The sequence below is a fragment of the Actinokineospora pegani genome, assembly GCF_009745975.1.
In the GTDB taxonomy this organism is placed as follows: domain Bacteria; phylum Actinomycetota; class Actinomycetes; order Mycobacteriales; family Pseudonocardiaceae; genus Actinokineospora; species Actinokineospora pegani.
The window spans coordinates 133,785-147,927 of record NZ_WHOL01000039.1 but is presented as its reverse complement, the minus strand read 5'-3'; the positions used below and the strand labels follow the sequence as shown (position 1 = coordinate 147,927).

The 14,143-nt window shown below is 75.6% G+C and carries 12 protein-coding genes; 1 reads left to right on the top strand and 11 read right to left on the bottom strand.

Features of this window, described 5'->3' with window-relative positions; translation table 11 throughout:
- From GCL84_RS02735 to GCL84_RS02690, 10 genes are all read right to left on the bottom strand, one after another.
- Positions 1 to 1,305: condensation domain-containing protein (locus tag GCL84_RS02735; protein ID WP_235925946.1), on the bottom strand; the 1,305-nt coding region annotated here is incomplete at its 3' end.
- 77 nt (positions 1,306 to 1,382) lie between these two features.
- Positions 1,383 to 2,177, bottom strand: coding sequence for a siderophore-interacting protein (locus GCL84_RS02730; protein WP_156753721.1), 795 nt, complete (start codon positions 2,175 to 2,177; stop codon positions 1,383 to 1,385).
- A 1-nt stretch (position 2,178) separates the two neighbouring features.
- Positions 2,179 to 2,409: an MbtH family protein gene (locus GCL84_RS02725; RefSeq protein WP_156753720.1), complete on the bottom strand. Its 231-nt coding sequence runs from the start codon at positions 2,407 to 2,409 to the stop codon at positions 2,179 to 2,181.
- 95 nt (positions 2,410 to 2,504) lie between these two features.
- A complete protein-coding gene (locus GCL84_RS02720; protein WP_156753719.1) occupies positions 2,505 to 4,190 on the bottom strand; it encodes an ABC transporter ATP-binding protein in 1,686 nt (561 codons plus the stop codon).
- Positions 4,183 to 5,847: an ABC transporter ATP-binding protein gene (locus tag GCL84_RS02715; RefSeq protein WP_235925945.1), complete on the bottom strand. Its 1,665-nt coding sequence runs from the start codon at positions 5,845 to 5,847 to the stop codon at positions 4,183 to 4,185. Before GCL84_RS02715 ends, GCL84_RS02720 begins: the two co-directional genes overlap by 8 nt.
- Positions 5,844 to 6,881, bottom strand: coding sequence for a FecCD family ABC transporter permease (locus GCL84_RS02710; RefSeq protein WP_235925944.1), 1,038 nt, complete (start codon positions 6,879 to 6,881; stop codon positions 5,844 to 5,846). The genes GCL84_RS02715 and GCL84_RS02710 overlap by 4 nt, the downstream gene beginning before the upstream one ends.
- 11 nt (positions 6,882 to 6,892) lie before the next feature.
- Positions 6,893 to 7,924: a FecCD family ABC transporter permease gene (locus GCL84_RS02705; protein WP_197522973.1), complete on the bottom strand. Its 1,032-nt coding sequence runs from the start codon at positions 7,922 to 7,924 to the stop codon at positions 6,893 to 6,895.
- Complete coding sequence (locus tag GCL84_RS02700) at positions 7,921 to 8,142, bottom strand: phosphopantetheine-binding protein (RefSeq protein WP_156753715.1); 222 nt, start codon at positions 8,140 to 8,142, stop codon at positions 7,921 to 7,923. The genes GCL84_RS02705 and GCL84_RS02700 overlap by 4 nt, the downstream gene beginning before the upstream one ends.
- The gene (locus GCL84_RS02695; RefSeq protein ID WP_156753714.1) at positions 8,139 to 9,782 is read right to left on the bottom strand and encodes a (2,3-dihydroxybenzoyl)adenylate synthase; all 1,644 of its coding nucleotides are present in this window, start codon (positions 9,780 to 9,782) and stop codon (positions 8,139 to 8,141) included. The genes GCL84_RS02700 and GCL84_RS02695 overlap by 4 nt, the downstream gene beginning before the upstream one ends.
- Positions 9,779 to 10,390 (bottom strand): isochorismatase family protein, encoded by a 612-nt coding sequence (locus GCL84_RS02690; protein ID WP_156753729.1) that lies wholly within the window; start codon positions 10,388 to 10,390, stop codon positions 9,779 to 9,781. Before GCL84_RS02690 ends, GCL84_RS02695 begins: the two co-directional genes overlap by 4 nt.
- Before the next feature lie 375 nt (positions 10,391 to 10,765).
- On the opposite strand from GCL84_RS02690, the gene GCL84_RS02685 reads away from it, so the two are divergent.
- On the top strand, positions 10,766 to 11,686 hold the full coding sequence (locus GCL84_RS02685) for a TIGR01777 family oxidoreductase (protein WP_156753713.1): 921 nt from the start codon (positions 10,766 to 10,768) through the stop codon (positions 11,684 to 11,686).
- On the opposite strand, the gene GCL84_RS02680 is transcribed toward GCL84_RS02685, so the two are convergent.
- Entirely contained in the window at positions 11,670 to 14,132 is a 2,463-nt protein-coding gene (locus tag GCL84_RS02680; RefSeq protein ID WP_156753712.1) for a hypothetical protein, read from the bottom strand. The genes GCL84_RS02685 and GCL84_RS02680 overlap by 17 nt on opposite strands.
- Positions 14,133 to 14,143: the final 11 nt, after the last annotated feature.

The following is a 14,143-nucleotide window of genomic DNA, read 5'->3' as shown; positions in this document are numbered from 1 at the left end:
CTCGCGCCCGCGCCCGCGCGCGGCCGGGCGGTCGGCCCGCAGGCCGAGGGCGCCGGTCGGGGTGTCGGGGTCGGCGGCGGACAGCGCGTCGAGCACGTGCGCGAACGCCTCGGCGTGGGCGGTGACGTCCTCGGCCGCGTACCCGCCGGGGTTGCCGTCCACCGCGATGGCGAGGTCGGTCCCGTTCCCGGAGAGGCCGATGTTGAGGTCCCGCACGACACCCGCGGACAGGTAGCGCGTCGTGGCGGCGGGTCCGCCGAAGTCCAGTCGGGGGGTGAACGGCTTGATGTTGACCCACGGCCCGACGAGCGGCTCGGCGGCGGGCAGCCGCAGGTCGCGGCGCAGGTCCTCGCCCCGGTAGCGCTGGTGGGCGCTGACCGCGCGCAACTCGGCCGCGACAGCGGCCACCAGCTCGCCGACGGTGGTGCGCGGGGTCGCCGCGACGCGCAGCGGCAGCACGTTGACCGCCGTGGTCGGCACCCGCGCGGCCTTGCCGAGCCGCACCATCATCGGCAGCCCGAGCACGACCTCGTCCGCCCCGCACACGCGCTGCACCAGCAACCCGGCGGCCGCGGCGGCCAGCGGGACCATGCCGCGCCCCGCCAGCCGCGCGGCGACGGCCGGGTCCACCTCCGCGTGCCCCCGGACGAACCCGCGCCCCCTCGTCGCCGACCGGGCCGGGCTCACCGCGTCGGGCCGGTCGGCCATCCGCCCCAGCCACCAGTCCCGGTCCACGCCGAACCGCGCGCCGGACCGGTAGGCCCGCTGCTCGGCGACGACGTCGGCCAGCGCCCCGAACGGCGACGGCGGCGCCGGGGCCCCGGACACCAGCGCCCGGTACACCTCGGCCACCCGGGTGGCGATGAGCGCGTACCCGTAGCCGTCCAGCAGGATGTGGTGCGCGCGCTGGTACCAGGCGACGTGCTCCGGACCGAGGACGAACACCACCTCGGCCGCGGCCGGGGCGCCGGCCAGGTCGGCGGGCACGGCGAGGTCGGCGTCGATCCACGCCAGCGCGGCGGCCACCGGGTCCGGCTCGGCGGACAGGTCGACTTCGGCCACCGGCACCGGCTCGGCCCCGCGCACCTGCCGCACGTCCGAACCGTCCACGGTGAAGGCCGTGCCCAGCGCGCCGGACTCCTCCGCCGCCACGCGCACGGCGGCGCGCAGGGCGGCCACGTCGACCGCGCCGCGCAGCTCGACCAGCTCGGCGGTGTTGTGGCCGGGGTCGGCGGGGTCGAGGTGGTGGGCGTACCACAGGCCGTACTGCGCGGGGGTCAGCGGGAGCGAGACGGGATCGACCATGGCGCTGGGGCCCCTTTCCGGGCGCGGATCGGCGCCGCGGGCGTGGGCCCGGCGGCGCGGTGGTTGGGACGGACGGCCTACGCGTCCTCGGCGAGACCTCGTCGCCAGTAGCCGCTGAAGTACACGCGCTGGCGGGTCAGGTCCCGGTCCAGCACGAGGTGCGCGCGCACGGCCCGCACCATCGAGGCCTCGCCCGCGACCCACGCGTACGTGGCCGGGTCGACGCGGTCGAGCGCCCGCACGGCCGACAGCAGCAGGTCCTCGCCACCGGGTCGCGTCCCTCTGCGGTGGACCCAGGTGACCCCGGCGGCCGCGGGCGAGGGCAGCGGCTGCTCGTCCGCGGGCGAGTCGACCTCCACCAGCGCGCGCACCGGCAGCCCGGCGGGCGCCCCGGCGAGGATGCCCGCGACGGCGGGCAACGCCGTGTCGTCGCCGACCAGCAGGTACCCGGCGCTGTCCGCGGGCGGGTCGAAGCTGCTCAGGCAGCCGAACAGGCCGACCTCGTCGCCCGGCGCGGCCGCCCGCGCCCACCGGGCGGCGGGGCCGTGGTCGCCGTGCAGGACGAAGTCGACGTCGATCTCGGCGACCGCCGGGCGGGCGGCGCGGACGGTGTAGGTGCGCACCACCGGGCGCTCGGCGTCGGGCAGCGCGCGCACCGCGTCCCAGAACCCGTCGCCGTCGGGGACGACGACCGGGGCGCCGGGGGCGGGCGGCAGCAGGACCTTGCACCGGGGCTCCGGTCCGACCGGGGTGTAGTCGGCCAGGCCGGGGCCGGTGAGGGTGATCCGCGCCGTGGACGGGGTGACCATGGCGCGCCCGACGACGGTGAGGCGGTACGGGCGCAGGGTGTCGCGGCCGCTGGCGGGGGGCATGTCAGTCCCCGGACGCGCTCTGCGCGTCCATCCGCCGGACCAGGCTCAGCGGGCGCATGTCGGTCCACACCCGCTCGATGTGGTCCAGGCACACCTGCCTGGCCTCGGGCCCGATGACCACGTCCCACCCCTGGGGCACCTCGGCGAAGGCGGGCCACAGCGAGTACTGGCCCTCGGCGTTGACGAGCACGTGGAACGAGCCGTTCTCGTCGTCGAAGGGGTTGGTCGTCATCGTCCGCTCCTCGAGAGAAGATTAAGTGAGCCTAACCTAAACACGACGCGATCAGTGGTGTACAGCGATCTGCCTGCGGACAAACTCACAGCCAGTCACCGCCGCGCCGCGGCTGTTCCGCCGGACAGCCGAATGGTCTGCGGCAGACGCTCGATCGTCCTCTCACGGTGCGCGATCACGATGAGCGTCCGGCCGGTGCGCAGCCGCTCCACCGCCTCCTCGAGCCGGGCGGAGACCTCCGGGTCGATGTCGGCGGTCGCCTCGTCGAGGATCAGCACGGCGGGGTCGACCAGCGCCGCCCGGACCAGGCCGATGATCTGCTGCTCGCCCGCGGAGAGCCGCTCGCCCCTGGGCCCGACCGGGGAGTCGACGCCCTCGGGCAGCCCGGCCACCCAGTCGTCCAGGCCCAGGTCGGCGATGGCGCGGCGCATCGCCTGCCCGTCCGGGGCGGTGGGGGCCAGCGCGAGGTTCTCCGCGACCGTGCCGTCGATGAGGTGGACCCGCTGCGGCACCAGAACGATGGCCCTGCGCAGCTCCGCCGCCGCCATCTCGGCGAGGTCCACCCCGCCCAGCCGCACCGTGCCCCGGTCCGGCCGGTAGAGGCCGCTGAGGATCTTGGCCAGCGTGGTCTTGCCCGACCCGGTCTGCCCGATCAGGCCCGTGCGGCTGCCGTCCGCCAGCTCCACCGACACGTCCCGCAGCACCGCCGAACCCTCCACGTAGGAGTAGTCCAGACCGGTGGCGACCAGGTCGCCGCGCGCGGGGGCGGCCCGGTCGCCGCCCTGCTCCGGGGTCTCGGTGGCGTCGAGCAGGTCGTGCAGCCGGGCCAGGCCGGTGCGGACCATCTGCAACTCCGCCAACAGCTCCGACAGGCTCAGCATGCCCTCGAACAGGTTGCGGGTGGCCAGGACGAACACGACCACCGTGCCGACGCTGACCGTCCCGGCCACCACCAGCCACAGGCCCAGCACCAGCAGGACGGCGGTCGCGAGCCCCTCGAGCATCGACATCGCCTCGAGCCGGTTGCGCACCACCACGGTCCGGCCCGCCGTGGCGAGCACCCCGTCGTTGGCGCGGCGGAACCGGCGCAGGCGGTCGGCGGTGCCGCCCGCCAGCCGGACCGTCTCCCCCGCCGCGACCATCTCGGTGAACTGGGCGGTCATCGCGGCCTCGGACGCGGCCTGCGCGCCGAAGGCGTCGTCGGCGTCGCGGTCGAACCAGCGCAGCACCACCAGCGCCGCGGGCACGAACACGACCAGCACGATGAGGGTCATCAGCCACGAGTGCGCCGCGAGCACCACGACGGTGAGGCTCAGCGACAGCACGACACCGAGCAGGTCCGGCAGGCTGGCCCGGACGAACTGGGCCAGGTCGGCGATCTCGCCGGTGGCGCGGCGCAGCAGGTCCCCGGTGCGGTGCGCCTCGATGAAGCGCAGCGGCGCGCCCGCGATCCTGCGCACGACCAGCTCCCGCAGCCCGCGCACCACGTTCTCGCCCACCCTGGTGAGCTGGAGCTCGGCGGCGGCCAACAGCACCAGGCGGGCCAGCGAGAGCGCGCCGAGCGCGATCACGGCCGCCCACAGCGCGGTCCGGTCGCCCGCGAGCACCGCGTCGACGGCGCGGCCGATGACCGGCGCGAGGGCGACGACCGCCCCGGTGCTCAGCGCGGTCGTCAGCAGCGCCAGCACGATCCGCGCCCGGTGCGGGCGCAGGTAGGGGCCGAAGCGCCCGTAGACGCCCTTGGTCTCCGGGTCCTCGGACAGCAAGCGGACCTCAGCCACCGACGACCTCCATCTCAGCGGGGGCCGCCAGCCGCACCACGCGGTCGGCGGCGGCGACGACGGCCGGGCGGTGGGAGACGAAGACCAAGGCGGTCTCCGGGGCGCGCGCGCGGACCCGCGCCAGGATCTCCCGCTCGGTGTCGACGTCGACCGCGGAGGTCACGTCGTCGAGGATCAGGACCGGGGGGCGGGGCAGGAGGCCGCGGGCCAGCGCGAGGCGCTGCGCCTGGCCGCCGGAGAGGGTCTCGCCGCGCTCGCCGACGACCGTGTCCAGGCCGTCTGGCAGGCTCGCCACGAACTCGTCCAGGCAGGCCGCCGCGCAGGCGTCCAACAGCTCCTCGTGGGAGAAGTCGCGGCCCATGGCGAGGTTGTCGGCGAGCGTGCCGGACAGCACCGTCGGGCGTTGCAGCACGACACCGACGCGCCGCCAGACCTGTGCCGGGTCGGCCTCGCGCAGGTCGACGCCCGCGAAGCGGACCACCCCGGCGGACGGGTCGTCGAGCCGGACCAGGGTGCGCACCAGCGCGGACTTGCCGGAGCCGGTCGGGCCGGTGACCACGACCAGCTCCCCCGGGCCCACCGCGAGGTCCACCGGGCCCGCGACCGTCCTGCCGTCGCGCACGACGGTGAGCCCCTCGGCGGCCAGCGCGCCGCGCTCGGGCAGCTCGACCGGGGCGGCGGGGGCGGCGACGTCCGGGCGGGCGTCGAGGACCTCGGCGACGCGGCGGGCGGCGACCCGCGCCTGGCCGCGGTTGACCAGCAGGTCCACCAGCACCCCCACGGCCGTGGTGAGGGTGATCATCCAGGAGACGAAGGCGACCAGGCCGCCGACGGTGATCCGCCCGTCGATCGCGGCGAACCCGCCGAACCCGAGGCCCACCGCGATGGCCGCGCGCAGCACGGCGGGCGGGACCGACACCCACCAGGCGCCGATCCGGGCCACCCGCATGGTGTGGTCGGCGACCCGCGCGCTGGCGTCGTCGTGCCTGCCCACCAGCACGTGCTCGCCGCCGAGCCCGCGCACGGCGGCGCTGGCCGAGAGCAGGTCGGCCACGGTGTCCGCGCGGTCGCCGTGCGCGGCCGACAGCGCCTCGTTGGTGCGCCGGTAGCGGGCGGGGAACTGGGCGTTGACCAGTGCCAGCACCGGCATCGACACCAGCACGACGACCAGCAGCACCGAGTCGAGCAGCGCCACCGCGGGCAGCACGGTGACCACGGTGACCACCACCCGCGCCCACCTGGTCAGGCCCTGCACCCACCCGGTGACCATCTCCACGTCCCGGGTGGCGCGCATGGCGAGGTCGCCCTGGCCGAACCGCGCCGCGGCGGAGCGGTCCAGCGCGACGGCGGCACCCGCCAGGTCCGCGCGCAGCCGGTGGGCGATGCGGTTGGCGGCCAGGTTCGACCACCACGACGCGCCCACGCCCGCGGCCGCCACCACCACGGCGACCAGCGCGGCCAGCCCGGCCCACAGCCAGGTCCGGCCCGCGTCGCCGGGGGTGATGCCGTCGTCGAGGCCGTGCTGCACGCAGAACGGCAGCGCCAGCACGGCGGCCTGCTGGACCGTGGACGCGCCCAGTCCCAGGCCGACCAGCAGCCGCTCGCCGCGCACCAGCCCGCGCAGGAAGCCCGCTGGCCCGTTCGCTGTCTCGCTCACCGTCGTCCCCTCCGCCATTCCCCCGTCAGCAACCACGCCAGGTAGACCCCGCCGACCGCGGCGGTGGCGATCCCGACGGGCACCGTGTTGGTCCCGAACAACCGCTGCGACCCGACATCGCTGGCCAGCAGCAGGAACGCGCCCGTCGCCGCCGAGCCGACCAGCGCGGGCCCCGCCGAGCGGCACAGCCTCCTGGCCACCTGCGGCGCGGCGAGCGCGACGAACCCGATCGGACCGGCGCACGCGGTGGACACCGCCACCAGCGCCACGCTCACCACGACCAGCGCCAGCCTGCTGCGCTCGGGCCGCACGCCCAGCGCGGCGGCGACGCCGTCGCCCATCTCCAGCAGGGCCAGGTTCCGGCCCAGCAGCACGGCCAGGGGCAGCAGCACGGCCACGGCGCAGGCCAGCAGCAGCACCTGGTCCCAGCCGCGCCCGTTGAGGCTGCCGACCAGCCACACCTGGGCCGCCTGCGCCTGGCGCAGCCCGGCCCTGGTCAGCACGAACGTGTTCACCGAGGCCAGCACCGCCGACACCCCGATGCCGATCAGCACGAGCCGGTACCCGGCCACACCGCCCCGGTAGGCCAGGGCGTAGACCAGCACCGCGGCCGCGACACCGCCGAGCACCGACCCGCCCGCGATGGCCAGCAGCCCGCCACCGGTCCCGATCAGCACGATGATCGCCCCGGTCGCCGACCCGGCGGAGAACCCGATGATGTCCGGGCTGCCCAGCGGGTTGCGCGACAGGCTCTGGAACACCGCGCCGCTGACCCCGAGCGCCGCGCCGACCAGCACGGCCGCGAGCACCCGGGGCAGCCGCAGGTCCAGCACCACGTAGTCCACACCGCCGGGGCCCCGCCCCGCCAGCGAGCCGAGCACCTCGCCGAGGGTCAGCGCGAAGTCGCCGGTCATCAGCCCGAGGACGGCCACCGCGGCGATGCCCGCGAGCAGCACCGCGACGACCGCGACCGACCGGGGCCGCACCCGGACGGACACCGCGTCGCCGAACCGCACCACGGGCTCTCGCGCCACGCCCACCCCGCTCACGAGCCCCCCAGCTTCCGCCGCCTGCACAGCGCGATGAACACCGGGGCGCCGAGGATCGCGGTGACGATGCCGACCTCGATCTCCCTCGGCGACATGACCAGCCTGCCCAGCACGTCGGCCGACAGCAGCAGGATCGGGGCGAGCAGGGCGCTGTAGAGCAGCACCCAGCGCTGGTCCCGGCCGACGACCGCGCGGGCGATGTGCGGCACGGTCAGCCCGATGAAGGCGATCGGCCCGGCCACCGCGACCGACGCCCCGCACAGCAGCGTGATCGCCAGGACGCAGCCCAGCCGCACCTGCCCGACCCGCACGCCCAGCGCCCGCGCCACGTCCTCGCCGAGCGCGAGGCTGTTGAGCGGACCGGCCAGCACCGCCACCACGGCCAGCCCGGTCGCGACGAACGGGGCGACGACCAGCACGACGTCGAGGCCGCGGCCGTCGAGCGAGCCGATCTGCCAGAACCGGAACTGCTGGAACGCCGCCGGGTCGAGCAGCAGCACCGCGCCGACGACCGCGCCGAGGGCGGCGCTGATCGCCGCGCCCGCGAGCACCATCCGCTCCGGGGTGACCATCCGCCCGGTCGCGCCGAGCAGGTAGACCAGGACCGAGGCGGCCGCCGCGCCCGCGAAGGCGAACCAGATGTAGCCCTGCACCGTCACCACGCCGAACAGCGAGATCGCCGCGACCACCGCGGTCGACGCGCCGATGTCGACCCCGAGCAGGGCGGGGTCGGCCAGCGGGTTGCGGGTGAGCGCCTGCATCAGCGTCCCGGCCACGCCCAGCGCCGCCCCGGCGAGCAGGCCGACGAGGGTGCGCGGCACCCGCCGGTCCCAGACGATCACCGCCTCGTCGCCGGTGGGCAGCACGCCGGTCAGGACCTCCCACACCGTGCCCACCGGGATGGGGCGGGAGCCGACGGCGATGCTGAGCAGGCAGACCACGGCCAGCGCGCCGAGGGCGACGAGCACCCCGGCGGACCTCGCCGCGAACCGGCCCCCGGCGGGCGCCTGCGCGAGTCCGGTGCTCACGGCGCGAACAGCCGCGCCCACCCGGCGAGGGTGGGCCGTTCGAGCAGGTCGGCCAGGTCCACGTCCAGGCCGCGCTGGCGCCAGGTCTCGGCCAGGGTCATCAGCCGGATCGAGTCCATGCCGTGGTCGAGCAGGTCGTCCCCGGCGCCGATCGCCGCGGCGTCGAGCTCCAGCACCTCGGCGACGTCGGCCGCCAGCCACTCGGGTGTCGCGCTCACCGCGCCTCCTCACGGACGCGGGCGGCCACCGCGGCGCGCAGGTCCCGCTTGCTGGTCTTGCCGACCCCGGTCACCGGGAACTCCGCGACGACCTCGATCCGGTCGGGCACCGTCACCGCGGCCACGCCCCGCCCGCGCACGAACGCCCGCAGCGCGGCGGCCGTCGGCGGCGCGGCGGTGTCGACCGGGACGACGTAGGCGCAGCTCCGCTCGCCGAGGAACCGGTCGGGCATCGCCACGACCGCGGCGTCGAGCACGGCCGGGTGCGCGATGAGGTGGTTCTCGACCTCCTCGACGGCGACCTTCTCGCCGCCGCGGTTGATCTGGTCCTTGACCCGGCCGCTGACCACGAGGTCGCCGCCGGGGGTGCGGCGCACGAGGTCGCCGGTGCGGTAGAAGCCGTCCGCGGTGAACGCGGTCGCGTTGTGCGCGGCCACTTCCGGGCGGGTCGCGTCGTAGTAGCCGCGGATCGTGTACGGGCCGCGGGTCAGCAGCGCGCCGACCTCGCCGGGCGGCACGTCGTTGTCCTCGGCGTCGACGACGCGGATCTCGTCGTCGGCGGAGATCGGCCTGCCCTGGGTGTTCTCGACGACGTCGTCGGGGTCGTCGAGGCGGGTGTAGTTGACCAGGCCCTCGGCCATGCCGAAAACCTGCTGCACCCGGCAGCCGAGCGCGGGCCCGATCCGCCTGGCCAGCTCCGGGGCGCAGCGCGCGCCCCCGACCTGCACCACCTCCAGGCTGGACAGGTCGAACCCGGCCCCCGGCGCGGCGTTGGCCCACAGCGCGGCCAGCGGCGGCACGACCCCGGTGAAGGTGACCCGCTCCCGCTCGACGAGCCGCAGCGCGGTCTTGGCCTCGGGGCTCGGGCAGAGCACCACGCGCCCGCCCGCGTGCAGCACACCGAGGTAGCCGGGCGAGGACATCGGGAAGTTGTGCGCGGCGGGCAGCGCGACCAGGTAGACGGTGTCGGTGGACAGGCGGCAGATCTCGGCGCTGGCCCGGACGCTGTAGAGGTAGTCGTCGTGGGTGCGCGGGATGAGCTTGGGCAGGCCGGTCGTGCCGCCGGAGAGTTGGAGGAACGCCAGGTCTCCCGCCGAGGGCCCGGGCAGCTCGCGGGCGGGCGCGCGCAGGCGGTCCAGCGGGACCGCGCCCGGGGGGAGCTCGCCCTCCCCGAGCGGCACGACGACGTGGTGGCCCACCGTGGGCGCGGCGATCCGGGCGACGGTCTCGGCGGCGGCGAACCCCTCGTGCGCGTCGGTGCTCACGACCGCCGCCGCCGCGGACTCGGCGATGACGTGGCGCAATTCGGTCTCGCGGTGCGCGGGCAGCGCGAACACCGGCACCGCGCCGAGGCGGAACAGCGCGAAGACGACCTCGAGGAACTCCGGCACGTTCGGGAGCTGCACCACCACGCGCTCCCCCGCCCGCAGGCCCAAGTCCGCGAACCCGGCGGCGAGGGAGTGCGCGCGCTCGTCCAGCTCGCGGTAGGTCCAGCGGGCGTCGCCGCCCACGACCGCGACCCGGTCGGCGTGCTCGGCCGCGCGGGCGGCGAGCAGCTCCCCGAAGGTCTCACCCAGCCAGTACCCGGCCGCGCGGTAGCGCGCCGCCTCGTGCTCGGGCCAGCCGACGACGGCGCTCATCCGCGCCCCAGCCAGCCCGCGACGGTGGCGGTGTCGGCGACGACCGCGCACCGGCCCGCGGCGTAGTCCAGCGCCTGGTCGTGCTCCTCGCGGGAGAAGTCGGCGACCGCGTCGGCGACCAGGAAGGCCTGGACGTCGCGGCAGAACGCCTCGGTGGCGGTGACCAGGCAGCCGATGTGGGCGTACACCCCGGTGACCACGACCTGGTCGCGACCGCTCGCGGCGAGCAGGTCGGCCAGGTCGGTGCGGTGGAAGGCGTTGTACCGCCACTTGGTCATGACGGTGTCGCCCGGCCCCGGCGCCAGCGCGTCCACGATGGCCGAGTCCGCGGGGGCCGGTCCGATCCCCGCGCCCCACATCTCCCACTGCAACCCGCGCTGGTCCGGCGACTGGCCGCCCGGCTGCGCGGAGAACACCACGGGCACCCCCGCGGCCGCGCACGCCTCGCGCAGCGCGCCGATGTTGGCGAGCAGGTCGGTCAGCGGGGCGGTGTCGCGCGGGAACGGTCGCAGGAAGTGGTTCTGCATGTCGTGGACGAGCAACAGCGCCCGCGCCGGGTCCACCGTCCACGGCGCCCGCGAGGCGGGCAGCTCCGCCGCGGTGGGCATCGGGTAGCCGGTGATCGCGGGCAGACCCGGCCCCCGGGACCCGCGCGCGGCGGAAGACGAGCCCTCCGCGCCCACCACGATATGGGCGGCGGCGTCCGACACTCGCACTGGCCGACTCCGTTCCGGTCCGCGCGATCCGTTCGCGCTCAAGACAATCCGCTGCCGAAGACGGTTCCGCCCCCGGTCAGCTTGGTTAGGCTAACCTAATGGTCATCCCACGGGAAGTGGGCGTCATCACCGAGTTCACCTTCCAGACCAAAACGAGCCGCGGTCGGTGAATCGGCCACGACAACCGCTCGGTTGAGGCGGATCACAGCACCCTGGGTGGCGTTCGGCGTACCGTTGGTGAGTGTCGACGGATACGAGGGGGTAGCCGTGAAGATCGTGATTCCCGGGGGGACGGGGCACGTCGGGCAGTTCCTGAGCCGGGACCTGACCGCCGCCGGGCACGACGTCGTGGTGATCGGCCGCTCCGGCGGGGTGCGCTGGGACGGCAAGGCGCTGGGCCCGTGGGCGGCGGAGGTCGACGGCGCGGACGCGGTGATCAACCTCGCGGGCCGCAGCGTCGGCTGCCGCTACACCAAGGACAACCTCTGGCAGATGCTCGCCTCCCGCATCGACTCGACCCGGGTCGTGGGCCAGGCGATCGCCGCCGCCCGGCGCCCGCCCGCCGTGTGGCTGCAGATGAGCACCGCCACGATCTACGCCCACCGGCACGACGCCCCCAACGACGAGGCGACCGGCGTCATCGGCGGCGATGAGCCGGGCGTGCCGGACTACTGGGGCTACAGCGTCCGCATCGCCACCGAGTGGGAGGCCGAGCAGGCGGCGGCGCACACCCCGTCGACCCGCCAGGTGGCGCTGCGCACGTCGATCGTGATGAGCCCGGCCCCCGGCGGCGCGTTCGACGTGCTGCGCCGCATGGCCCGCCTCGGCCTCGGCGGCCCGGTCGCGGGCGGCAGGCAGTGGCTGTCGTGGATGCACGAGGAGGACTTCTCCCGCGCCGTGTTGTTCCTGCTGGACAGCGACATCAGCGGCCCGGTCAACCTGGCCGCGCCGAACCCGCTGCCGCAGAAGGACTTCATGCGCGCCCTGCGCGCCGCCTGCGGCGTCCCGATCGGCCTGCCCGCGACCGCCTGGATGGCCGAACTGGGCGCCTGGGCGCTGCGGTCGGACACCGAACTGCTGCTCAAGAGCCGCCGGGTGGTGCCGGGCCGCCTGCGGGAAGCGGGCTTCACGTTCAACCACCCGGACTGGCCCGCGGCGGCCCGCGACCTCGTCAGCCGGGTGGGGTAGTCGCCCAGTGCTGTCCTCGGGTCCACCCGAGGAAGCGCCGGGAACGCCCGTCCGGGGCGAAGCCGTCGACGCTGAACCGGCCGCCCTGGACGGCGTGGCGCAGCCCTGCGACCGCGTTGTCGAGGCGCCCGGCCAGGTCTGACCCGGCCACGGCGGTGGCCGTCACGAGGCGTTCCTGGGTCTCGGGGTCGCAGAAGCTCATCAGGAAGATCGCCTGGCGCCAGGCGTAGGCGGCGTTCTTGGCCTGGATCAGGCAGGCGTGGTGCGAGACGGTGCGCGGGGCCAGTTCGCGCACCACCCAGCGCAGCGTCCGGGCGGCGAGGTCGGGGGCCAACTCGCGGACCCGGTCGTCCAGGTGCAGGGCGTCCACCAGGACGGCGAGGTTGTGGGTCGTGAGGATCTGGCTCTGTTCGAGCATGGCGCCGTTGCCCGCGGTGTCGTCGCCGTCGTTGGCCGCTTCCCGGGTACGGCGTTCGCAGAGAGCGGTGAACGGGTCAGGCTCCTCGCGACCCCGCCACCGCTCGCGCTTCGGCGGCGGTGTGTCCCAGTAGGACGCTGGCGGCAGGTCGTAGTACCGCGCGTACAAGGTGTCGGCCATGACGGTGCTCGCCACGGTCGCCGCCGCCCGCCACTTGGCGGTGAAGGTCCGCTCGAAGATGTCGGCGGCGACCTCCTCCACCAGCGGCAGCCGCAGGCCCGCCCGCTTGGCCAGCACGGCGAACTCGGCGACCAGCGGGTTGGGGGTGATGGTGTGCGGGAACGCGGTCAGCGTCAGCAGGACCGACTCCCCGAGCACCCGGAGCGCGGCGGCCTTGTGGTCGGGGCCCGGTGCGCGGAACACCTCGAGCGCCCGCGCCCACGGCAGCTCCTCGAACCGCACCTGGTGCGCTAGGTCGTGTTTCGGGAGTCCGTTCGATGAGAGTCGTGATCGGGGTGGTTCCTGGCGGTGCGGGGTGGAGGTGCCGGTACCGGTGTTGTACCGGTGCCTTTGCCCCGTGCCGTCAGGGGCCGCTCCGGCGCGGCTATCGCGGACATGGGCTTCCGACACACGACCTAGGTCGAGCAGCAGGAGCCCGCGCCTGCGGCGGAACGCCAGGTACAGCGCCTCGTGCACCCCGGCGGCGACCGGGTCGGTGAACGAGGCGGCCGTCATCCGCGCGGTCAACTGCGGCAGCACGGCGGCAAGCGTCTCCGCCGACCCGATGACACCGCGCCGCACCAGCTCGTCGATCGGCGCCTCCAGGGCGCGTTCGAGCTTGCCCGCCACCGTGTCCGGCACCGGCGTGCCCTCCGGCGCGTCGCCCTCCCCCGCGCGGACCTCGACCAGCAGCGGTTCCAGCACGGCGATGCCCGACTCGCCGGGCAGGCGTTCCACCCGCCGGGCCACGACGTGGGCGACAGCGGCCCGGGTGGGCGCGGCGACGACCTCGGCCTGGACGGCGCGCAGCCGGTCGCGGGCGGCCGAGCCGGGCACACCGTTCTTGGCGGTGGTGTTGGCCAACGCGCGGCGGACCCAGCCGAGTTCGCGGCGGTCGAGCCCCGCCGGGTCGGGCGTGCGCAGCAAGGCCTCGCGCAGCCGCGCGAAGTTGCTCCTGGGGTGGCTGTGCCTGCCGGTGAACCCGTACTCGCGGCGCGCCGCGTCGAAGTCCGCGATCCACCGCGCCCGCTCCTCGGCCCACCCGGGGCGCGACCGGGTGGCGGGCCACCCGCCCACCACGGCCCCGGCGTCCAGCGTCGGCAGTGGACCGTCGACCGTCTCGCACCACAGCGCCACGAGCCGGTCGTACAGCGGCGTCCACACGCCGAGGGTCGCCCGCATCGCGGCGATGGGCCCGGGCACCTGGACGTGGCGCAGGGTGTGCGCGACGTCGGCGGCGGTCCGCAACCGCACAGCCGTCCCGGAGGTCCGGACGACCGGGGCGGGCAGCGGCGTGAACCGCAGGCGGTGCAGGAACGGCACCAGCTCGGCGACCAGCCCGACCGCCTCGGCGTCGTGGCCGCGCGCGAACAGCAGCGCCACCACGGCCAAAGCGGCGTCTTCTGGCACCTCGACCCGGTAGCGGCCCTCGGCCAACGCCGCGAGCAGGCGGGCCTGGCCCTCGTCGCCCAGGTGCCAGAGGTTCACCCGCTCCCGGGCGGTCGAGCCCGGGGTGTCGCCGACCGCGGCCAGCTCGGTGTCGGTGGGGGCGACCTCGGCGAGCAGCGCGCCGGTCGCGAACCCGCCGTGCGCCACCTCCGGTGTGACCCACGCCGGGACGCCTGCGACCGGGACGCGGGAGCCGACCACGACCCGTCCCTCAGCGATCCCCGCCACGACGTCGCGCCACTGGCGGACCTTGGCGAGGGCGTCCGCCCCGCTGTCGCTGGACAACCGGGCCAGCGCCTGGTCCAGCTTCCCCCAGGCGTACGGGTGCACCGGCCCGGCACCAGGCTCACGATCGTCCACGATGTACTCCC